This is a genomic window from Glutamicibacter uratoxydans, from assembly GCF_050753455.1.
In the GTDB taxonomy this organism is placed as follows: Bacteria; Actinomycetota; Actinomycetes; order Actinomycetales; family Micrococcaceae; genus Glutamicibacter; species Glutamicibacter uratoxydans_A.
The window spans coordinates 3,363,611-3,383,803 of record NZ_CP192736.1 but is presented as its reverse complement, the minus strand read 5'-3'; the positions used below and the strand labels follow the sequence as shown (position 1 = coordinate 3,383,803).

The window sequence follows — 20,193 nt, the reverse complement described above, 5'->3', positions numbered from 1 at the left end:
TCGATCACGGCATTTTCCCCGGTCGCATTGGTGCTTGCGGCGTGTTTTATGCCCAGTGTTTGCCCGCGGAGGGCGGGAAGGCCGGCCGGTAAGATACCTAAGGTCTACTCGGCGGGCATCAAATATTCTGCGCGCTGAAACGGAATCTTGGTAGCAGAAGCGGAGAAATCATGTACACGAAGGTGTTTTTCGCGCTCATGCTTTCGAATGCCAGCCTGCGAGTGGCGACTCTGATGCTGGTCACCCTGGTTCCTTTGTACGCTCTGGACATTGGGCTTTCTCCGTTAGAGGTCGGGCTTACCACGACCTTGTATTTTGGTGCGGCAGCTTTGGCTCGTCCGTTGTCTGGATGGCTGGTGGACACCCGAGGTCGTTGGCCGATCATGTTCATCGGTGTCATACTGCTGACCTTGGCCAGTGGCATGTACCTGCTGACCATTCCGGCGGCTCTGTTCTTAACTTTAAGAGCGGTCCAAGGAATGGGTTTCAGCCTGAACAGCACGGCTAGTAACGCTCTGGCCTCGGAAATGATCCCGCGCGAGCGACTTGCTGAAGGACTAGGAATTCTCGGTCTGGAACAAACAGTGGTGCAAATCTTTGCGCCCTGGCTAGCCCTGATCCTGATCGCCAGTTATGACTACGAAACGGCATTCGCAGTGGTGGTGGGCTGCTGCGTGGCCAACCTGTTATTGCGGATCCCCCTGGCCAAGACCGCAAAAGCTTTGGAAACAACTCGCCGTCAACAACCCAAACCGGCCCAGACTCAACGCAAATTCTGGACCAAGATCGTGGAACCCGATGCTTGGCGTCCAGCCTCGGTCATGTTCTTCTTCATGATGGGCAACACCTGCGTTGGAACCTTTCTCGCAGCATCGGCACTGAGCCGTGAAATCAGCAACGTGGGATTGTTCTTTGTCGCCAGTGGTGTCGCCTTAGCAATTTCCAGACTATTGATCGGCCCCCTGCAACGGCACTTGAGTCTGCTCAAAGTTGTTGCTCTAGGGATTGCTTTGTCCGGGGTGTCGATGCTGTGCATGTATCTCGCCACCGGTACTTGGGGGCTTATTTTGGCTGGAGTTCTCTATGGCTTGGGAGTTGGCGTGGTGACCCCATCCATGAATGCCATAACCGTGCTGGCCGCCCGATCTCAGGCGCGCGGTCGAGCCAGCGCCACGCTTTTTCTAGCCATGGATACGGGTATGGCATTGGGTGCTTGGGCGCTGGGGTACGTTGCCGTCGTCCAAAATATGCACACAACCTTTTTGTGGGCCGCCGGAAGCATGGCGATAGCGCTGTTCTGGCTGGTTTGGTTGGCCCGTACGGGTCGACTGCGCACAAGAAGAATATAACTCTACGAAGCCGCTGACTAGTAATGCGCTCCGGTGAAATAGGATTCAGGATATGGCCACGCTGATCATACTCCTCGCGTTGTGGACGGCATTCTTGTTGATGTACCGCAGTGAACCGCGACGTCTTGCCAATGCCGCGGTGTTGCTACCCACCGTGTTGTTGACCTTCAGTACGATTTCGGAGTTCCTCACCAGCCATGTTCCCGGGGCTGGATTCATTCTTGCTCTGCTACTGGTTTCCCTGCCGTTGATACTGCTGATCTTTGCTTTTGTCCTGATCTATAACGGAATTCTGATGTGGCGTCGCGAGGGCCGCCGGATAGCGAATCTGCTGTCGCTGTTCTGCGGTGTCTTGGTCCTGTTGTTGCCGGTGCTCGCCGTACTTCTTGTTCGCACTCAGCATTGGTTCGGTCTAGCTACGGCCTTCATCTTGTTTATGGGAACCATTTTTACCGCGATGATCTTCGTGATGGTGTTGCTCTACGCGTGGGTTTATGCCCGCTTCACAGTGCGCGGCACTCCCCAAGCGGTGGTGGTGCTCGGGGCGAGAACTATCAAAGGGCAGATCACCCCGCTCCTGCGCAGCAGATTGGACCGTGGAATCGAGTTATTCCGTTCGAGGGATTCGCAGGACGTGTGGATGGTTCCCACCGGTGGACAAGGGCCGGATGAGATTGAGCCCGAGGGCGAAACGATGGCACGCTACCTTCTTGAGCAAGGGATTGATGAGTCACGGATTCTGATCGAAGATCAGGCCCGAGACACCGATGAGAATCTCCTGTTCTCACAACGTCTGCTTGAGCAGCAGGGCCAAAAAACTCGGATGTGGATCGTCACCAATGACTACCACAGTCTGCGTGCTGGACTCGCGTCACATCGTCTGGGGTTAGACGCCGCATCCTTCGGCGCGAAAACCGCGCGCTATTACCGGCCCAGCGCGTTCCTGAGAGAGTTCATAGCGATCGTGCGCGACCATTGGGTGACGGTAACGGTCCTTGCGATCCCCTTCGCCGCGGTCCTAGGACTCGCACTCATCTTTTCGCTGAACCAATAGCGTGCGGATCATCCTTCCGGGTGACCCAAAAAATCAGCACATAGGGCGGTGACGCGCCCGCCTACACCTGCATATTCTGGACATATGATTCAGGCTCAGGAACTGACCAAAAGATATGGTGCGAAAACCGTTGTGGACCGGGTGTCCTTCACGGTGCAACCGGGGCAGGTCACCGGCTTCCTCGGACCTAATGGTGCGGGTAAATCAACCACGATGAAAATGGTGGTGGGACTGGCCAAACCCACAGCGGGGCAAGTGCATGTCAACGGACGGAACTTCGTTCAATCACGCAACCCGTTGACCGAAGTAGGAACGCTGTTGGAGGCCAAGAGCGTCCATAAGTCATTGACACCCCGCGCTCACTTGCGAGCCATGGCGGCAACGCACGCCATCCCTGCGAGCCGGGTTGATGAGGTCTTGGAACTGACCGGTTTGCAGGCGGTCGCCAAAAAGAAGGTCGGCGGGTTCTCCCTGGGTATGGGACAACGCCTCGGGATCGCCACCGCCCTGCTAGGTGATCCGCAGGTCCTGATTCTTGATGAACCGGTTAACGGATTGGATCCTGAGGGTGTTGCTTGGGTGCGAAATTTGGCGCGCGGCCAAGCCCAAGCGGGCAAGACCGTATTTATCTCTTCACATTTGATGAGTGAAATGGCGCAGACCGCCGATCACCTGATTGTGATCGGCCGTGGCCGGATTATGGCCGACGCGCCGATGCATGAATTTATTGATAACGGCGTGGCTCAGACCATAGTGCGCGCGCGGGATCTGGAATCTTTAATGACCGCGTTGTCTGCCGATGGGGTGGAACTGACCCGGTTGGATACCACTAGTTTGCGTGTGGTCGGGCCGGATTCTGAGAGCATCGGACGGCGAGCTCTGGAAGCCGGAATCGTGCTCAGCGAACTTCGGCCACTGCAACGAACCTTGGAAGATGCCTATATGGAACTCACCCGGGATGCAGTTGAATATCAGACCCAAGATCGTTCCACCATTGAAGGCGGGAAGTAGCTAATCATGAGTACACCGGTTGAAACTGTCTTTCCCGGCAAGGTCACCTTAGGTGGTGTACTGCGCTCTGAAACTATCCGGTTCTTCTCGCTAAACTCCACCCGAGTGCTGATTATCGTGGCGATACTCGTCAATATGTTAATCGCGGCCGGCACCTTCTGGGCCATGGGGCTGTTCGCGGAACAGAGCGCCGGAATGTCAGGTTTTCCAGGTATGCCTGACTTCACCGATCCGGGATTCACCGCCGAAATGGTTGGGAGCGGTCTCGGATTTAGTCAGTTGATTCTTGGTGCCCTCGGCGTGCTCCTAATCAGTGGCGAATTCACCACCGGTTCGGCGGTCAGCACCTTTCTTGCCTCGCCGCAACGGCTTCGCGTATTAGCGGCGAAGACTATTCTGATTACGGTGTTGACCACGATGGTCACCGTGGGATCGCTGTTACTGACCTACCTGATTTGTAAGCCCATTGCGGCACACTATTCGATGCCACTGGAATTCTCTGGCGAACCACTCCAACGCGTGCTGTGGTTCGGCGCTCTCGGTGTAGTGATGGCGGCCCTGATGGGCTTGGCCTTCGGCACAATCCTGCGCAACTCTGCTGGCGGAATCACCCTACTGGCCGCGATCTTCTTCGTGCTGCCCCTAGCCACTCAATTGCTGATGCTGGCCGTTGAATGGTTCCGCGATATTGCCAAGTTCCTGCCCGATCAGGTCGGGCTGGGACCGGCCTTACCGATAACCTACGCGACAGATTTGGAGCTGTGGCAACAGCTGCTGGGGATCGCTGGGTGGGCACTGATTCCGTTGCTGATTGGAGCTTGGATGCTCAAAGTGCGTGATATCTAAGAATGCCTGATGCTACCCGGTGGGATGTCAGCCCACCGGGTAGCTGCCGCCAGCGGAGCATTAACAGCGCGAAACGAAACTATATTTAGGACATATGAGCCAGCTAGGGAAGAACGAGCCGGTGCTCTCCTTTGATGAGATCACCTCGAAGCGTCGCGGCAAGATTCGCCGCTACTTGCGTCAGCACCCACGCTTCGTGGCGGTGGGCACCTCAGCCGTATACCTGTTCTTTTCGCTATTCTCTTTCCTGCCTTCAACTCTCCTTCCGGGATTTGCCGCTATCCCGATGCTGCTGATCACCGTCACCGTCGCCGGGGTATTGCTAGCTAGGAACAAGGCGCCGATGACGGTCTTGATCCTGATCTTCGTCCTAGACAGCATCGGCATGTTAATCGACGGGGCGAACAGTAACTATGCGGGCATCGGCATGATAATCGCCTTGTACTCGGTGGGCACCAACTATTCGGGGCGACGTACAATTCCGCTGGCGATTCTGGCTGCCGCGTTTCAAGTCCTGTTGTTAGTGGTGATGGGATTCCCGGATGCCGAAGGCGTGATCTTTGAAGACGGAACCTCATTAGAGGATATGGGCGGTCGCCCGGTCATTATCGGTATTACTGGTGCGATGATGGTGACCACCTATTTGACGGCGACCATCATTGGGTTGAATGTGCGTAATGCGCGGATTCATGAGGCAGAACTCAATCACTGGGCCTCCCAAGTCTCCTCTCTGGCTCAGGTTCAGGAACGAAACCGTATCGCCCGCGAGATGCATGATGTGGTAGCTCACTCGCTATCTGTGATGATCGCCCTGTCTGATGGGGCGCGGGTAGTAGGACGCCGAGACTCAGCTCGCGCCGAAGAGGTGCTCAGTGAGCTCTCGTCCACCGGTCGAGCAGCGTTGGCGGATATGCGACGGATGCTGGGAGTATTACGCAATAGGGAAGGCGGCGAGTTAGCGCCCCAACCTACCGAAGGATCCATGGAACAGCTCTTGGAAGGCTTCCGGATCGCTGGATTACCACTGGAATACACCTATGTGGGCGAGCCTTTGCCGCAGGATGCCACCTTCAAGCTCACCGTTTACCGGATCGTTCAAGAATCATTGACCAACTCCTTGCGGTACGCGCGAAATGTTAGTTCCGTGTCTGTGCGACTAGTGCGTGAAGAATGCAGGTTACGCATTGAAGTGGTCGATAATGGTCAGGGGAGCCCGGGACCCAGTTCCGGATCCGGGCAAGGCCTGCGGGGCATGCGTGAGCGTGCCGCACTGTATGGCGGCACGGTCGATGTGGGGCCAGCCGCCCACGGAGGGTGGATCGTCAAAGTTAGCCTTGAACTGCCCGAAAGCACGCAATGCGATCAACGAAGCACCAAGGAGTAGAGAACATGGAAACGCCGGTTAAGGTGCTCTTGGTCGATGACCAGCCGCTCTTGCGGATGGGCTTTAGGCTCATCCTCGAAGGTGAGGACGACATGCAGATCGTCGGCGAAGCCGCCGATGGGATTGATGCGCTCACGCAGGCTCGGGCTCTCACGCCGGATGTGGTGCTCATGGACGTGCGCATGCCGCGTATGGATGGGATTGAGGCCACCGAGAAAATCGTTAAGGCGCATCCGGAAACCAAAATAATCATCCTGACCACCTTTGATCTTGATGAGTACGCGTTCGCTGGACTGCAAGCCGGAGCGAGCGCCTTCCTGCTCAAGGACGTGGCTCCAGAGGAACTGGTTCACGCGGTGCGGCTCGTAGCCAGCGGAGATGCGGTGGTTGCGCCACGCGTCACCGCGCGCCTGTTGGAAACCTATGTGCGTGCCGGGGCCGTGCGGTCGCCCGCGCCATCCGCTGAACCGGAACGTGACCCCTTGCTGGATGATCTGACCCCGCGCGAACTAGAAGTGCTGCGGGCGCTCGCCGAAGGGTTATCCAACGCTGAGATTGCGCATAAGTTCTTCCTCTCGGAGGCCACCGTGAAAACTCATGTGCGTCGTATTCTGACCAAGCTGCACCTGCGTGACCGGGTGCAGGCTGTGGTCTATGCCTACGAAACCGGACTCGTGATTCCATCTCAAGGACTGGATTTCTAAATAGTTAAGTGGTTTTGGCTGCGGTTATTGATCATCGCTGGAGCTTAACCCCCGGCGCGTACTAAGCAACTGAACTTCAGGGCGTTCGGCAACTAAACGTTCGACCCGATCCAGGACTTGCTGTGCAGTGCCCGCGTCCCCGCTTACAACGGCCACCCCGATGCCGGCGCGCCGATAGAGGTGCTGCTGACCGGTTTCTGCCACCGAGATCTCAAACTTTCGTCGCAGTTCAGAAACGATCGGACGAACGACCGACCGTTTTTGCTTGAGTGAGTGCACATCGCCTAAAAGTAGGTCTATTTCTAGCCAACCGATCCACATCATGTTCCAAGCATGTGGGATCGAGTGCTTTTCGGCTAGTGGGCGCACCTTGGCTGGCCGTTGCGCTTGTCTTTCTCACCGGGCGCACCTTGATTACCTCCCGCGGGATGCCTGAAGGTCTGTTTCAGATTAGTGTGGTGAGTGACGTTAGCGTTTAGCAGTATCACCTTGTGAAAGAAGTGAGTATCCTCCATGGCTCAAGCCGCCGCAATGGCCCATATCGCCGATCTAGCCGAGTACGTGGCCACTTCACCCTCCAGCTACCACGCGGCAGCTAGCGCCGCGAAACGTTTGGATGCAGCGGGATTCGTTGCATTGGATGAAACCGCAGAATGGCATTTAAACGCTGGGGCCTACTATGTGGTGCGCGATGGCGCGGTGATCGCTTGGGTGCAACCGGAATCGGTCACCGCGACGAGCGGTTTTCACATTCTTGGGGCCCATACCGACTCCCCGGGATTCAAGCTCAAGCCAAAACCGACCACCGGATCTCATGGCTGGTGGCAAGCCGGAGTGGAGGTATATGGTGGTCCACTCCTGAACTCCTGGCTGGATCGGGAATTGGTGTTAGCCGGCCGAGTGGTCTTGCGTGACGGATCGGTGCACCTGACACAGACCGAACCACTGCTTCGCATCCCACAGCTGGCCATCCATTTAGATCGTCAGGTCAATGACGGATTGACGCTAGATAAACAAGTTCACACCAACCCCATCTTTGGTGCGGGCGATCTTGCTGATGCCGACATCCTCGGTGAGCTAGCTGCCGCAGCGGGGGTGGATGCCGCACAGATCGCCGGATACGATGTGCTCACCGCTCCGGCGCAGCGTGGTGAGGTGTTTGGCCACGGTAAGAACTTCTTCGCCTCAAGTCGACTAGATAACCTTTCCAGTGTGCACGCCGGGTTGATTGCCCTGATCGACTATGCCCGGAAACCACACGGCAGCCACATTGCCATGTTGGCAGCCTTTGATCATGAAGAATTAGGCTCCGAATCTCGCTCCGGTGCCGCCGGACCATTTTTAGAGGAATTGATTTTCCGCATCCAGTCCTCCTTCAATGCCACCACCGATCAGACGGCTCGGGCACTGTCGAACTCGGTGTGCCTTTCGGCAGATGCCGGACATGCGGTTCACCCGAACTACCCTGAGCGTCATGATCCAGCGAACCGCCCGCAGCTGAACGCTGGTCCGCTGCTGAAGATTAACGCTAATCAGCGTTACGCTACCGATGCTATTGGCGCGGCGGCCTTCGCCGGGTGGTGCGAAGCAGCCGGGGTGCCGTATCAAGAATTTGTCTCGAATAACCGGGTGCCTTGCGGCTCGACCATTGGGCCGCTGACCGCAACCCGTATTGGAATTCGCACCGTAGATGTGGGCATTCCGTTGTTGTCCATGCATTCGGCCCGTGAAATGTGCGGTGTGGATGACCCTTGGTACCTGACGAAGGTCTCTAAAGAGTTCTTCGGCGCATAGTTTGTGTGCCCAATTCCAAATGAACTCAAAGTCAAAACAAAATTTTGAGTTCATTTGGAATTGGAGTTCTCCGTCCATGATCTGCGCCACGATCTGTCCCGGTGTTGCGCTGGGATCGGGTAAGATTGATAAGTCTGTGCTGCAGCGTGTCCAAAAAGCGGATATGTGAGGCCAGATAACGCAAAGAACCTCCTGTTGCGGAAATACCGTGACCGTTTAGCCCAAAGGAGGTGGGTTCACATGCGTGCTTATGAACTCATGGTCCTCATCGACCCAGAGGTCGACGACCGTACCGTGGAACCGACCATCGAGAAGTACCTCGAGGTCATCCGTTCCGCCGGTGGCTCGATTGACAACGTGGACATCTGGGGCCGTCGCAAGATGGCTTACGAAATCCAGAAGAAGTCCGAAGCCATCTACGTTGTGGTCAACTACAAGTCGGAGCCTGCTGCTTCCGCTGAGCTTGAGCGCCAGCTGAAGATCAACGAGCAGATCCTGCGCCACAAGGTTACCCGCCCAGAAGAGGCTCGCGTTTAATTACGCGCACAATCTTCAGCATAAGAACTTCGGTCGAACAATCTAAGGAGAGAGCATGGCAGGCGAGACTGTAATTACCGTGATCGGAAACTTGACCGCCGACCCGGAGCTGCGTTTCACGCCGTCTGGATCAGCCGTAGCGAACTTCACGATCGCTTCGACTCCGCGCACCTTTGACCGCCAGTCCAATGAGTGGAAGGACGGGGAAGCCCTGTTCTTGCGCGCATCAGTATGGCGTGAGGCTGCGGAGAACGTCGCCGAGACGCTGACCAAGGGCATGCGAGTCATAGCCCAGGGTCGACTGCGTTCCCGTTCTTATGACACGAAGGAAGGCGAACGCCGCACCGTCATGGAATTGGAAGTCGACGAAATCGGCCCATCCCTACGGTTCGCTTCGGCCAAGGTCACCCGCACCCAGCGCTCCGGCGGTGGTGGCGGCGGCTTCGGTGGTGGCGGAGGTTTTTCCAACGCACCACAGCAAAGTGCCCCACAGCAGCAGCAACAGCCGCAGCAGGGTGGCGGATGGAATGCTCCATCTTCCGACCCGTGGAGCACCGGTGGCTCAAGCAGCGGCGGCAACGGTGGCTGGGGTAACCCAGGCAACGACGAACCGCCTTTCTAACAAATATTTATCCACCATCCCGCAGAACAATCTGCGGGCTCCCAAACTAAAGGAGCTCCACGATGGCTAAGGCTGAAATCCGTAAGCCCAAACCAAAGTCCAACCCCTTGAAGGCCGCTGACATCACTGTCATCGACTACAAGGACACCGCACTGCTGCGCAAGTTCATCTCGGACCGCGGCAAGATTCGCGCTCGTCGCGTGACCGGTGTTTCCGTGCAGGAACAGCGCAAGATCGCCCAGGCAATCAAGAACGCCCGCGAAGTTGCTCTGCTGCCTTACTCCGGCGCTGGCCGCGGTTAAGGAAGAGGGATACCACCATGGCAAAGATCATTCTGACTAATGAAGTATCCGGTCTTGGTACCGCTGGCGATATCGTCGAGGTCAAGAACGGCTACGCTCGCAACTACCTGCTGCCACGCGGCCACGCAATCGTGTGGACCAAGGGCGGTGAGAAGCAGGTGGAGTCGATCAAGGCTGCACGTGCTGCTCGCGCAGTTGCAAACCTTGAAGATGCTCAGGCTCTGGCTGCTTCGCTGAAGTCGCAGCCGGTCAAGGTGACCGTCAAGGCTGGCGCTAACGGCCGCCTGTTCGGCACCGTGAAGAGCGTCGACATTGCCAACGCTGTCGAGGCCGCAGGCCTTGGCCGCATTGACAAGCGCAACATCCAGCTGGCCGAGAACATCAAGTCGACCGGCAACTACACCGCCACCGTGCGTGTACACGAGGACGTTGTCGCCAACCTGCGCCTGCAGGTTGTGGCTGCTGCCAAGAAGTAAGTCTTCTTAGACCACTTCAGATCAATGGGTGGCACATTCCTTCCGGGGAGTGTGCCACCCATTGGCGTTTAATGGCAGGGAATGGCTCTAGGTGGCCATGTGATAGGGCGTAAACCAGCCCTAACCGGACAGGGTGTGTGGGCTGCTTCGTGAATTTCGGACAGCGGAGTTAGTGTTTTCTCTTACGCTGCCATGTCAGGCTGCTGATAACAGTAGTGCACTTCGTTGGGCCGGCGGTAATCCAATCCCGAATGCCGTCTCCGACTGTTGTAAAAGCCCTCGATGTATTGGATGACATCACTCTTGGCCCGCTCTTTGGTCGCGTAGACCGTGCGGTAGACACGCTCGTTTTTCAGGGCCGAGAAGAAAGTTTCGGCCTGACTATTATCCCAGGACACCCCGGTTCTCCCCATGGATGAGCGCATACCCAGACGCTCCACCAGCGCTCTGTAGGAGCTGGAGGTGTACTGACTGCCCCGGTCTGAGTGCGTCACGGCGCCAGGGGCGATTCGGGTCGTTGCAGCGGCATTGCGCAGCGCTTCCTCCACGAGTTCTGCGCGCATATGATCAGAGATGGCCCAGCCGACGACTTTCTTCGAAAAGCAATCGATGACGGTGGCCAGATAGATGAAGCCCTGCCACGTGTGAAGGTACGTGATATCGCCGACGAACTTGACCCCGGGCTCGGTGGCGGTGAAGTCCCGTTTCACCAGATCCGGGATCCTCGCGGCCGCTTCGGCATCCGCCTCGGTGGTGATCCTGAACGGGCGCGGCTGGCACGGAACCAGGCCCTCGACCCGCATGATCTGCCGCACCAGCTCCGGGGAACACTCTGTTTCCTCGGCCACCAGATCCGCGTGGATCCGCCGGTATCCGTAGGTCTGGTCACTTTCCTTGAAGTAGTTCTTGATCCGCACCGCCAGCTCGTCGCGGCGGGCGGCTGTCGCTGATTTCGGTCGGGTGAGCCAGTGGTAGAAACCGGAAGTGGACACGGCAAGCCAGCGGCACATCTTGGTCACCGGATTGGTGTTGGATGGGCTGGTTCGTTGGGAATCAATGAATTCATAATTGCTCACTACCGCTGCTCCCTCGCGAAGTAAGCACTTGCTTTTTTCAAGAATGAAACCTCGGCGCGCAGCTCCTGGTTTTCCTTCTCCAGGGCTTTCAAGCGAGCGGCTTCGGCGCTGGTTGCCACGGCCTGGGTTCCGGCATGGGTTTCCCGGTATTTGATCAGCCAGCGGCGCAGGGTCTCGGCTCCGACGCCGTAGGATTTGGCGACTTCGACCACTGGCTTGGAATCATTGATGACTTCCTCGCAGAGGCTGTCTTTGAACTCTTTGGTAAATGTACGGCGGGATGCAGACATACTGCTGATCTCTCTTTCAGTAGTCCTCCCATTTTAGGAGGGTTCACTGTCCGAAATCTCTAGGCTCACCAGTGAGCTGATGGGGTAACGCGCATCCGAAAGGATTTTATATGACCAGCATCTTGTCTGGCTCTGAGTGACAACGGCGGAAGGGCAGACGGGAGTGCCGCAGTTGGCGTAGGTGCTGGGCGGGTTGAAATTAGTGGGTCGAAAACAAAGTCTCGCATGTGGGACCAAAGCTGCGCTTCCTACAAAAGTATGATTCCAACATGAGTTTATGCATCGTATGGTGATACTTGGTTTATCAATTCGTGTTTATAAATAATCAGAACTGGTTCACCATATCCGTTACATCATACGTAGGAGGAAGAATGTCCCGACGCATCACCCGTACGACCGCCGCAGCCGCCCTGTGCCTGAGCCTGTCCCTGGGAGTTGGCGCGCCAGCGATGGCTGCCACGGCTCCGACCACCGTGGAGCGCACCGCGATCTCCTTGAGTGCACCAGCCCCGCTGCCATCGAACAACGGATCGCTACAGTCGACCACGCTGGGCGGCAATGCCACCGGGCCGACCACTTCTGAATCGGCATTCTGGCAGCGTATTGCGGTCAAGGCTGCCTTGGAAACCCTGAAGCGGACCAATAAGAAGCTCTACAATAAGATCGTCTCCAAGGTCGGTTTGGGCAAGAAAGCGTTCGTGAAGTGGTATGACAAGAACATCAAGCCGAATGTGCCAGCGGTCCTGACCGGGATTTCGGCCGCTGCGATCTACGACGTAATCACCTGGATCCTAGGCTTCTAAGTTCGAGCGGGTGGGCCACTGGGCCCGCCCGCTTTAGCGTGTGCGACGCACTCTGGCTTGGAAGCGTGAGAAGTCCACGATGATTCCCAAAACCATAAGGCTTAACGCGGGAAGGTAGGTGACTGCCAAGTTAGCCAGGATATTCGTTTCGGAGTCACGAACAATGTGCATGACTACTATCCAGATGATCGCAGCGATCACTGAAATTACCGTAAAAATTGTTCCACCGCGAGGAGCCTGACGCTCTTCGTAGTTCTGGGCATAGGCGTCGGGAGTCCCAAATTGTGTCATGGCCTGCTCGTAGCTTGAGCACTCGGAACTGACCTCGCGGATGATGTCCTGAATCGTGGAGGTGTCGAGATTTCGCAGTGTCAGGCTGGTGCGAAGTTCCTCGGTGTATGAGTCAATGGATCGCATATTCGCTCCTAAACAATCTCGTCTATCCATGTTTCGAGATCCTGTAGGGATTTCAGACCCTGCTCGGTGATCTCGAATTTCTTTCTGGCCGGCCCTTGTTCGGGGGTTTCCCAGTGTGCGGTCACCTCTCCGGCTTCCTCCATGGAGCGAAGCAGCGGATACAGGGTTCCACTTTTCACTGAGGGTAATCCGATCCGCTCCAGGCGAAGCAGGATCGAATATCCATGGGTGGGTCCTTCGCGGAGCCGCCGCAGAATTACGTATGGCAACAAGGCTCGTTTAAGTTGGCCCACGAGCTTTGTATGATTCATGGATTAAGTATGAAACATACATATGTAGAAAAGCAAATATCACTTTGCTTGAAGAAATAAAATTAGATGGTGGCTAAGAAGAAACCTACAAAGATTTGAGTATGTGCGCCGATTGGGACTAGTTGGGCATGGGAATATTCTGGGTCCTCAATTGTCCGCGAGCTAGCTCCTTGCCGGTGGCCTGATCGGTGATAACCACTTCCCACAGTTGCTGGGTACGTCCCTGAAAAAGCGCGGTCCCCTTGATGCTAACCAGGGCTTTTTTGCTTGGACGGAGAAAATCCGTGGCGTTATGCACCCCAACGGCATACTGTTTCCGTTCCAGCACGGCGTAGCTGGCCCCGACGCTTCCGACACTTTCGATCAATGACGTATAGACGCCACCGTGAATCACACCCCAGGGGGTGTGATGGTCAATGCCAAGGTCCGCGTGTGCGGTGACTTCCGTGGCGTTGACCGTATCAATGACAAGGCCAGTGGCCTTGCTAAATACCGAGAAGTTTCTGGGCAGCGAAGCAGCCGCGCTGGCAGCGGTATTGTTCAAGGCAGGATCTCCCGAATGCTGTGAGTACTGGTGCGCTGAATTGCACAACGCATGTCATGTTTTGTCTTTCATCCCCGGTTATCGTGGATTAACTACAGCTTACCGACCGCTGAGGAATCATTTGAGCGTCGCGCGATTCATAAGTATCGGGCAGTGATCTGGCGCGGCTACAGTGAAACGGAAGAACCTGAGAGCTAGGTTCACCACACTGAGCAGAGAGGCCAGACGTGCACCCCAGAATTCACCATCGTGCGTTCACCGATCGATTGATGAGCGCCGAGCAGGCCGCCGCCCTAGTACAACCCGGTATGACCGTGGCGATGAGTGGTTTTACCGGTGCTGGTTACCCGAAGGCAGTGCCCGGAGCGTTGGCGGCCCATATGCAAAAGGCGCACGATGCGGGGCAGGATTACAAGATCAACGTGCTCACCGGGGCATCTACGGCACCGGAATTAGATGGTGTGCTGGCTCGTGCCGATGGTATGAACTTACGCCTGCCGTATATGTCGGACCCAGATTTGCGTCGCCGGATCAACTCCGGGGACATGGAATACATGGACATACATCTCTCGCATGTGGCGCAGCACGCGTGGTTTGGATTCTACGGAAAGATTGATCTGGCCATTGTCGAGGTTGTGGGGATTACCTCCGACGGTCAGCTGATCCCGTCTTCGTCCGTGGGTAACAATAAAACCTGGCTGGAGATGGCGGACAAGATCATCATTGAGGTCAATGAGGACCAGTCAGCGGCTATGGAGGGGATGCACGATATTTACTACGGCACCGCCCTGCCTCCGCACCGTAAGCCGATTCAGCTGACCAATGCCAATCAACGCATTGGGCAACCGTATCTCGACGTCGATATCTCTAAAGTCATTGCGGTGGTGGAAACCAAAGGACAAGACCGTCTCTCGCCTTTTGCCCCGGTGGACGAGACCAGTGAAAAAATCGCCGATCATTTACTGGGCTTCTTAGATCACGAAATTCGTGCGGGTCGACTTAACGAAAAGCTGTTGCCCATCCAGTCCGGTGTCGGAAATATTGCTAACGCGGTACTGGCCGGACTTTCTCGCGGTGGATACCGCGGATTGCAGTCCTATACCGAGGTCATCCAGGATGGGATGCTGGAGCTGATCAAGGACGGAACTTTGGAGTTCGCCTCGGCCACGAGCTTCTCACTGTCCGAAGAGGGCATTGCCGAGTTTAACCGAAACGTCGAGTTCTATCGCGAGCGAATCCTGCTCCGTCCACAGGAAATCTCGAACCACCCGGAAATCATTCGCCGACTAGGGTGCATTGCCCTGAACGGAATGATCGAAGCAGATATCTATGGAAACGTGAACTCCACAAATGTTGTGGGGTCTCATGTCATGAACGGTATTGGCGGATCCGGTGACTTCGCCCGCAACGGCTACCTGTCGGTGTTCATGTCTCCTTCCACCGCCAAGGGTGGGAAGATTTCAGGTATCGTGCCGATGGCCAGCCATGTGGACCACACCGAACATGACACGATGATCCTGATTACCGAGCAGGGGCTGGCGGACCTGCGTGGCAAGTCGCCTAAGCAACGCGCCCAAATAGTGATCGACAATTGCGCCCACCCGGACTTCCGTCCGATGCTGCAGGATTACGTTGACCGGGCACAACGCGATAGCTATGCCAAGCACACCCCGCACCTCTTGGGTGAAGCGTTGAGCTGGCATCAACGTTATGTCGAGACCGGCGATATGCGTCCAGCTACTTAGGACGAAGCGAGGCTCGAAGGGCAACGTGGTGTGTGCCAACGGTTGCACGGTGGCTTTGGGGAATAGCAGTGGATGGCTGAACCCCAAAGCCACTACCCGGCGAGGTTGCTGGGTTGCTCTTCGGGAAGTCGTACCGGTTCACGCCATACTGGGGTCATGAGCTTAAGAACTTGGTTGATTGCCGCTGGACTCCTAGTAGTGCTGCTGGCATTACCGCCGGTTCCGGGGTACTTCATTAACGAACTGGGCACCACGGCTGGGACAGGCCCGACAAATACTGCGGATACGTTAGCTGGAATGATCCTTGATCCGCTGAGATTGCTCAGCAGCTTGATGGCGATCCTCTGGGTTTTCACGCTAGCTCGCTTGCCAAGTCCCGAGTCTCCGGCGAAAATCTATGCCGCAGTATTTTTGGGCTCCGGGATACTTTATGCGATTCCGCGCTGGACTTCTTTGGCGGGACCAGACCCGGGGTGGGAGGCCGTCTTCTGGCTTATCCCCATTGCGACCGTGACCGAATGGGTCGAAGTTCATGCGCCCCTAGCCGGGGTTCTAGGCATCGCAGCGTTTCATCTACTGCGCACCGTTCCTGAACCAGAACCTGTGGGGATACGGCAACGAATTCTGAACGCACTTGATGTGGTCCGCGGACGCTAGGCCACCTTACCTAGAGGTAGAACCTCCGAAGTCCTCGGGATTAACGAGCAAAATCTGATCATCGCTGACACCCGCGCTACCGCGCCCATCCGTGTTGTTTGTCAGGGCCCAGAGCTGCCCGGTCGGAGTGAGAACGATATCGCGAAACCGCCCGTATTCTCCCACCCAGAGCTCTTCCTGTTGCTGTGGATCGGCAAGGTCTACGCTACGCAGCCGCTGACCCCTGAGATTTGCAATGTATAAAGTGTCGTCCTTTACGGCGATCCCGCTGGGACTGGCTTCGGCCGGCGACCACTGAACGATCGGGTCGGTAAATTTCTGTTGATCTTCGCTCTGCCCTTCGGCTTCGGGCCATCCATAGTTACCACCAGGAACAATGAGGTTCAGTTCGTCCCACGTGTTTTGCCCGAATTCGCTGGCGTAGAGATTTCCTGTCGAATCCCACGCTAACCCCTGCACATTGCGATGACCATAGCTGTACACCAATGACCCATCAAAGGGGTTATCAGTTGGAACACGCCCGGTAGGCGTCATCCGCAAGATTTTTCCGCCGAGACTGCCCAAATCCTGGGCCAGCGAAGGGTTCGCTGCATCACCGACTCCCACGTACAACATGCCATCTGGGCCCAGCGCGATCCGCCCACCATTGTGGATGGAAGATACTGGCAATGAATCAATGAGGGTGACCGGCTCGGAGAGACGGAAATTTCCGGGCTCTCCCTCGAGCCTGAAGCGCTGGATGCGGTTGCCGTCCTGACCGCTGGAGTAGACGAACAATTGGTCAGGTTCGTTGAATGCTAGGCCTAACAGCCCGCCTTCTCCTTCGCTTCGAAGGTCACCGATCTCGCCTATGGTTCGGTGCATACCAGTGGCATCCAGCTCGAGAATCTTTCCGCTATCGCGCTCACTAACCAAGGCAACCTCGCCGGCGAAGGTGATTGACCACGGGGCATCTAGGTCGGTACTAATCGGGCTATTAACCAGTTGTGTGTCGGGGGAGTGCGGAACTGTGCTCTCAGTGGCGGTATTTTTCGTCGGTTCCGGAGGGGTATCGGGAGGCGAACTGCACGCCGTCATGATCAGCATGAAAGCTAACAGTCCGGCATAACGCTTTGATCGGCCATCTGGTTTCATCACTTGAACCCTTCAAACGACCCATGGGCGGGTTATCAGACTAACAACGGCACAGCTAAGAAAACAGGACCTGAAGAAAGTTCCAATGCCAAGGAATGGCGAACAAATGGTCTGCCAGTGCCGCGGTTTTGTCCACAATGTTGAATTTTGTGTCATATATTTCAACTATTGAACCCGATTGTTTGACCACCGCGTGTAACGCGTCATAGTGTCTTAAGTGGAATCAAGAGCGTCAGCGATAAGCCCTAGCTTGCTGACCGGCAACCCTCTAAACGGTAGTGGGGTGCTCTAGGTGAGGATTCGGTTCCATGCCAACCCCATGGGGCAAGTACCGCACGCCGGGACACAACCCAAACAATCCAGTATGCGGCAGCGTTTATGACGCTACCATCCGAGGTTCTGGGTCTCGCTCCGGTGCGCTTGATAGCGAAGGAAATGTCAAATGACCTTGAATCACGAACTCGACACCTTGACCCTACGACAAGTCTTTGCCCAGCACCCTAGTGGAGTCGCGGCCCTCTGCGCCGAACTCGATGGAATCAAAACCGGAATCGTCGCCTCCTCATTTACCGTTGGCGTATCCCTTGAACCGGCCTTGGTGATGTTCGCGGTACAAAAATCCTCCAACACCTGGCCCAAGCTTCGCGAAGCCGGTCGCATCGGCGTCTCCGTGCTCAGCGAGCAAAACGATGGGGTCTGTGCACAGATCGCATCCAAGAAGGGCGATCGTTTCGCCGGTTTAGACACCCATGTCACAGAGCAAGCTGCACTGTTTATCGAGGAATCAACTCTCTGGATAGATACGACGATTTACAACGAGGTTGAAGCCGGAGATCACTGGGTGGTGCTACTTCAGGTCCACGGACACCGTCTTTTGAACAACTCACCGTCCATCTTCTACGGGTCCAGCTTCCACACGCTCCGCGTCCCGGCGCTCGTGTAACTTCCAATTTAAAGTCTGCGCTGAGCCGACGGGTTCGGGGCTGTTGTGGCTTACCGCCACAACAGCCCCGAACCCGTTTAACGCAAAACCGCAATCAACCGGGGTCCCACCCTGCCTGAACGTATCGGGCTCTTGCTATGTCGACATTGTGCGACGGACTTTTACACAGGCTGATGGGTGCACAGGAACGCTGCACGGCATTTCAGCGCCGAGATCTAGGAGAGCTCTCTGTTGGGGTTGGGCGAAAGTCACACCACGATGCTGTCATCAAATGAATTTAGATGCGGATTGACAACAAAAGGGATCTAACTGTTTCCTACTCAACTGACTGTTTAGGATGAAAAGTAGAACTCTCTAGAGAATTTACTGTGTTTATGCACACCCCTCCGGATGATTATCCACAGATTCTTCCACAGGGCTGTGGAAGGTGTGTTGATTAGTGTGGGAAACAGCGAGATATCCCAGTGGCGACGCGTTTTTTCTTGTTGATAAGGTTGGTCCGCGGTGTTCTTGTGATTAGAAATTAAGTTTTTATCCACAGTTGTGAAAACATAAAAGTCCAAGTCAGATTGATATATATCGATGTTAAGTATGGAAATCCACAGGATTCTCCCCAAGTACTGCACAAGGTATCTCTGGTTATCCCCATCTTGTCCACAAAAGCTGTGGATAATGAGGTTTACGGCTAATAAAAACCGGCCTAAGGTTGGCCTTGGAACTGAAATATCCACAGCAATCCACAAATCCGAACCGTCGGTACTCGATGAGATGGTGCATGTTTCACGGTGAATCTTTCACCGCGTTCCCGGTGGGTAGAAGGGGATAATAAATGTCTGTTGCTAACGCTGAGCCATCCTACGAAAATCGCGACTCCGATGTCGGGCGTACACCGCCACAGGATATTGCCGCAGAAATGTCTGTATTGGGCGGCATGATGCTGTCCAAAGACGCGATTGCCGATGTGATTGAGGTTGTGCGTGGAGCCGACTTTTATCGCCCGGCTCATGAGTCGATCTATGAGGCGATTATCGACCTCTACGGACGCGGTGAGCCTGCGGATGCTGTGACCGTTTCGGACCTGTTGACTAAACGCGGCGAAATTGTTCGGGTTGGTGGAGCCGCCTACCTGCACAATCTGATTCAGTCGGTCCCGACGGCGGCTAACGCTGGATATTATGCCGAGATTGTGCGCGAGCGCGCAGTCTTACGCCGTTTGGTTGATGCTGGCACCCGGATTGTACAGATGGGTTACTCTCCGGATGGAGAAGTTGACGCGATTGTCAACGAGGCGCAGGCCGAGGTGTACAAGGTCGCCGAGAACCGTTCGAGCGAAGACTACGTGCGCCTGAGCGAAATCATCGAAGGCACCGTTGACGAAATCGAAAACGCGGCCAACGCCGGTGATGGCATTACCGGTGTTCCCACCGGGTTCTATGAGCTTGATGAGCTGACTCAGGGGCTCCAAGGCGGGCAGATGATTATTATCGCTGCTCGTCCGGCAGTGGGTAAATCAACCTTTGCCTTGGACTTCGCGCGTTCGGCGGCGATCAAGAACAATATGGCCACCGTATTTTTCTCCTTGGAAATGGGCCGCAACGAAATCGCCATGCGCTTGCTCTCGGCTGAAGCCTCCATTCAATTGCAAGATTTGCGTAAGGGTTCCGTCGAAGACGCGCAGTGGACCAAGATTGCCACCACCATGGGGCGGTTGAATGAAGCGCCGTTGTTTATCGACGATTCACCGAATATGTCGATGATGGAGATTCGTGCCAAGTGCCGCCGCCTGAAGCAGCGCAATGAACTGAAGATGATTATCTTGGACTATCTTCAGCTGATGAGCTCGGGCAAGCGTGTGGAATCTCGTCAGCAAGAAGTTTCCGAGTTTTCGCGTAATTTGAAATTGCTGGCCAAGGAATTGGACGTGCCGCTGATTGCCTTGTCGCAGCTGAACCGTGGTTCGGAGCAGCGCACTGACAAGAAACCGATGGTCTCCGATCTGCGTGAATCCGGTTCGATTGAGCAGGACGCGGACATGGTGATCTTGTTGCACCGTGAAGATGTGTACGACAAGGAAAACCGCCCGGGCGAAGCCGATGTCATCGTCGCCAAACACCGTAATGGCCCGACGAAGACGATCACCGTGGCATTCCAGGGACACTACTCACGGTTTAACAACATGCAGAACGAGGGGTAG

22 protein-coding genes and 1 riboswitch are annotated in these 20,193 nt (G+C 55.8%); of the genes, 16 read left to right on the top strand and 6 right to left on the bottom strand.

The window, feature by feature from the left end; translation table 11 throughout:
* Positions 1–197 precede the first annotated feature (197 nt).
* From ACQQZ8_RS15445 to ACQQZ8_RS15420, 6 genes are all read left to right on the top strand, one after another.
* Entirely contained in the window at positions 198–1,349 is a 1,152-nt protein-coding gene (locus ACQQZ8_RS15445; protein WP_431710686.1) for an MFS transporter, read from the top strand.
* Between the two features lie 52 nt (positions 1,350–1,401).
* Positions 1,402–2,403, top strand: a complete 1,002-nt coding sequence (locus ACQQZ8_RS15440) for a YdcF family protein (protein ID WP_431710685.1) — start codon at positions 1,402–1,404, stop codon at positions 2,401–2,403.
* Between the two features lie 84 nt (positions 2,404–2,487).
* Entirely contained in the window at positions 2,488–3,414 is a 927-nt protein-coding gene (locus ACQQZ8_RS15435; RefSeq protein WP_431710684.1) for an ABC transporter ATP-binding protein, read from the top strand.
* A gap of 6 nt (positions 3,415–3,420) precedes the next feature.
* Complete coding sequence (locus tag ACQQZ8_RS15430; protein WP_431710683.1) at positions 3,421–4,260, top strand: hypothetical protein; 840 nt, start codon at positions 3,421–3,423, stop codon at positions 4,258–4,260.
* 94 nt (positions 4,261–4,354) lie between these two features.
* Complete coding sequence (locus ACQQZ8_RS15425; protein ID WP_431710682.1) at positions 4,355–5,644, top strand: sensor histidine kinase; 1,290 nt, start codon at positions 4,355–4,357, stop codon at positions 5,642–5,644.
* 5 nt (positions 5,645–5,649) lie between these two features.
* Complete coding sequence (locus ACQQZ8_RS15420; RefSeq protein WP_431710681.1) at positions 5,650–6,348, top strand: response regulator; 699 nt, start codon at positions 5,650–5,652, stop codon at positions 6,346–6,348.
* 24 nt (positions 6,349–6,372) lie between these two features.
* Here the strand turns inward: ACQQZ8_RS15420 and ACQQZ8_RS15415 are convergent, their stop codons facing one another.
* Entirely contained in the window at positions 6,373–6,669 is a 297-nt protein-coding gene (locus ACQQZ8_RS15415; RefSeq protein WP_431712207.1) for a DUF503 domain-containing protein, read from the bottom strand.
* 192 nt (positions 6,670–6,861) lie between these two features.
* On the opposite strand from ACQQZ8_RS15415, the gene ACQQZ8_RS15410 reads away from it, so the two are divergent.
* From ACQQZ8_RS15410 to rplI, 5 genes are all read left to right on the top strand, one after another.
* Positions 6,862–8,142 (top strand): M18 family aminopeptidase, encoded by a 1,281-nt coding sequence (locus ACQQZ8_RS15410; RefSeq protein WP_431710680.1) that lies wholly within the window; start codon positions 6,862–6,864, stop codon positions 8,140–8,142.
* Between the two features lie 240 nt (positions 8,143–8,382).
* A complete protein-coding gene (rpsF, locus tag ACQQZ8_RS15405) occupies positions 8,383–8,679 on the top strand; it encodes a 30S ribosomal protein S6 (protein WP_431710679.1) in 297 nt (98 codons plus the stop codon).
* Positions 8,680–8,734: 55 nt separating this feature from the next.
* Positions 8,735–9,301 carry a single-stranded DNA-binding protein gene (locus ACQQZ8_RS15400; protein ID WP_431710678.1) on the top strand — a complete coding sequence of 189 codons (567 nt, stop codon included), beginning with the start codon at positions 8,735–8,737 and terminating at the stop codon, positions 9,299–9,301.
* 62 nt (positions 9,302–9,363) lie between these two features.
* Positions 9,364–9,603 carry a 30S ribosomal protein S18 gene (rpsR, locus tag ACQQZ8_RS15395; protein WP_013350683.1) on the top strand — a complete coding sequence of 80 codons (240 nt, stop codon included), beginning with the start codon at positions 9,364–9,366 and terminating at the stop codon, positions 9,601–9,603.
* A 17-nt stretch (positions 9,604–9,620) separates the two neighbouring features.
* Complete coding sequence (rplI, locus tag ACQQZ8_RS15390; RefSeq protein ID WP_431710677.1) at positions 9,621–10,079, top strand: 50S ribosomal protein L9; 459 nt, start codon at positions 9,621–9,623, stop codon at positions 10,077–10,079.
* Between the two features lie 182 nt (positions 10,080–10,261).
* Here the strand turns inward: rplI and ACQQZ8_RS15385 are convergent.
* Positions 10,262–11,445 (bottom strand): IS3 family transposase gene (locus ACQQZ8_RS15385; protein ID WP_431710676.1). Its coding sequence is split into 2 segments (ribosomal slippage): positions 10,262–11,181 and positions 11,181–11,445, totalling 1,185 coding nucleotides; the frame shifts between segments, so codons are not numbered across the junction.
* 371 nt (positions 11,446–11,816) lie between these two features.
* Here ACQQZ8_RS15385 and ACQQZ8_RS15380 point away from each other — a divergent pair.
* Positions 11,817–12,248 carry a hypothetical protein gene (locus tag ACQQZ8_RS15380; RefSeq protein WP_431710675.1) on the top strand — a complete coding sequence of 144 codons (432 nt, stop codon included), beginning with the start codon at positions 11,817–11,819 and terminating at the stop codon, positions 12,246–12,248.
* Positions 12,249–12,281: 33 nt separating this feature from the next.
* Here the strand turns inward: ACQQZ8_RS15380 and ACQQZ8_RS15375 are convergent, their stop codons facing one another.
* From ACQQZ8_RS15375 to ACQQZ8_RS15365, 3 genes are all read right to left on the bottom strand, one after another.
* Complete coding sequence (locus tag ACQQZ8_RS15375) at positions 12,282–12,665, bottom strand: hypothetical protein (RefSeq protein WP_431710674.1); 384 nt, start codon at positions 12,663–12,665, stop codon at positions 12,282–12,284.
* An 8-nt stretch (positions 12,666–12,673) separates the two neighbouring features.
* A complete protein-coding gene (locus ACQQZ8_RS15370; protein ID WP_431710673.1) occupies positions 12,674–12,976 on the bottom strand; it encodes a PadR family transcriptional regulator in 303 nt (100 codons plus the stop codon).
* A gap of 118 nt (positions 12,977–13,094) precedes the next feature.
* Complete coding sequence (locus tag ACQQZ8_RS15365; protein WP_431710672.1) at positions 13,095–13,520, bottom strand: PaaI family thioesterase; 426 nt, start codon at positions 13,518–13,520, stop codon at positions 13,095–13,097.
* Positions 13,521–13,789: 269 nt separating this feature from the next.
* Here ACQQZ8_RS15365 and ACQQZ8_RS15360 point away from each other — a divergent pair, with 269 nt between their 5' ends.
* A complete protein-coding gene (locus ACQQZ8_RS15360) occupies positions 13,790–15,265 on the top strand; it encodes an acetyl-CoA hydrolase/transferase family protein (RefSeq protein WP_431710671.1) in 1,476 nt (491 codons plus the stop codon).
* A gap of 156 nt (positions 15,266–15,421) precedes the next feature.
* A complete protein-coding gene (locus tag ACQQZ8_RS15355) occupies positions 15,422–15,922 on the top strand; it encodes a hypothetical protein (RefSeq protein ID WP_431710670.1) in 501 nt (166 codons plus the stop codon).
* Positions 15,923–15,928: 6 nt separating this feature from the next.
* Here ACQQZ8_RS15355 and ACQQZ8_RS15350 read toward each other — a convergent pair whose 3' ends face one another.
* Entirely contained in the window at positions 15,929–17,056 is a 1,128-nt protein-coding gene (locus tag ACQQZ8_RS15350) for a PQQ-dependent sugar dehydrogenase (protein WP_431712206.1), read from the bottom strand.
* A gap of 221 nt (positions 17,057–17,277) precedes the next feature.
* A riboswitch (SAM riboswitch) is annotated at positions 17,278–17,393 on the top strand.
* A gap of 105 nt (positions 17,394–17,498) precedes the next feature.
* On the opposite strand from ACQQZ8_RS15350, the gene ACQQZ8_RS15345 reads away from it, so the two are divergent.
* Complete coding sequence (locus ACQQZ8_RS15345) at positions 17,499–17,999, top strand: flavin reductase family protein (RefSeq protein ID WP_431710669.1); 501 nt, start codon at positions 17,499–17,501, stop codon at positions 17,997–17,999.
* 829 nt (positions 18,000–18,828) lie between these two features.
* Positions 18,829–20,193 (top strand): replicative DNA helicase, encoded by a 1,365-nt coding sequence (gene dnaB / locus ACQQZ8_RS15340; RefSeq protein ID WP_431710668.1) that lies wholly within the window; start codon positions 18,829–18,831, stop codon positions 20,191–20,193.

Coding starts and splice junctions, on each gene's coding strand:
- ACQQZ8_RS15420 (WP_431710681.1), top strand. CDS start 5,650: ATGGAAACGCCGGTTAAGGTGCTCTTGGTCGATGACCAGCCGCTCTTG.
- ACQQZ8_RS15440 (WP_431710685.1), top strand. CDS start 1,402: ATGGCCACGCTGATCATACTCCTCGCGTTGTGGACGGCATTCTTGTTG.
- dnaB (WP_431710668.1), top strand. CDS start 18,829: ATGTCTGTTGCTAACGCTGAGCCATCCTACGAAAATCGCGACTCCGAT.
- ACQQZ8_RS15415 (WP_431712207.1), bottom strand. CDS start 6,669: ATGTGGATCGGTTGGCTAGAAATAGACCTACTTTTAGGCGATGTGCAC.
- rpsF (WP_431710679.1), top strand. CDS start 8,383: ATGCGTGCTTATGAACTCATGGTCCTCATCGACCCAGAGGTCGACGAC.
- ACQQZ8_RS15380 (WP_431710675.1), top strand. CDS start 11,817: ATGTCCCGACGCATCACCCGTACGACCGCCGCAGCCGCCCTGTGCCTG.
- ACQQZ8_RS15430 (WP_431710683.1), top strand. CDS start 3,421: ATGAGTACACCGGTTGAAACTGTCTTTCCCGGCAAGGTCACCTTAGGT.
- ACQQZ8_RS15345 (WP_431710669.1), top strand. CDS start 17,499: ATGACCTTGAATCACGAACTCGACACCTTGACCCTACGACAAGTCTTT.
- ACQQZ8_RS15360 (WP_431710671.1), top strand. CDS start 13,790: ATGAGCGCCGAGCAGGCCGCCGCCCTAGTACAACCCGGTATGACCGTG.
- ACQQZ8_RS15425 (WP_431710682.1), top strand. CDS start 4,355: ATGAGCCAGCTAGGGAAGAACGAGCCGGTGCTCTCCTTTGATGAGATC.
- ACQQZ8_RS15410 (WP_431710680.1), top strand. CDS start 6,862: ATGGCTCAAGCCGCCGCAATGGCCCATATCGCCGATCTAGCCGAGTAC.
- ACQQZ8_RS15400 (WP_431710678.1), top strand. CDS start 8,735: ATGGCAGGCGAGACTGTAATTACCGTGATCGGAAACTTGACCGCCGAC.
- rpsR (WP_013350683.1), top strand. CDS start 9,364: ATGGCTAAGGCTGAAATCCGTAAGCCCAAACCAAAGTCCAACCCCTTG.
- ACQQZ8_RS15355 (WP_431710670.1), top strand. CDS start 15,422: ATGAGCTTAAGAACTTGGTTGATTGCCGCTGGACTCCTAGTAGTGCTG.
- ACQQZ8_RS15435 (WP_431710684.1), top strand. CDS start 2,488: ATGATTCAGGCTCAGGAACTGACCAAAAGATATGGTGCGAAAACCGTT.
- rplI (WP_431710677.1), top strand. CDS start 9,621: ATGGCAAAGATCATTCTGACTAATGAAGTATCCGGTCTTGGTACCGCT.
- ACQQZ8_RS15375 (WP_431710674.1), bottom strand. CDS start 12,665: ATGCGATCCATTGACTCATACACCGAGGAACTTCGCACCAGCCTGACA.
- ACQQZ8_RS15370 (WP_431710673.1), bottom strand. CDS start 12,976: ATGAATCATACAAAGCTCGTGGGCCAACTTAAACGAGCCTTGTTGCCA.
- ACQQZ8_RS15350 (WP_431712206.1), bottom strand. CDS start 17,056: ATGAAACCAGATGGCCGATCAAAGCGTTATGCCGGACTGTTAGCTTTC.
- ACQQZ8_RS15445 (WP_431710686.1), top strand. CDS start 198: ATGCTTTCGAATGCCAGCCTGCGAGTGGCGACTCTGATGCTGGTCACC.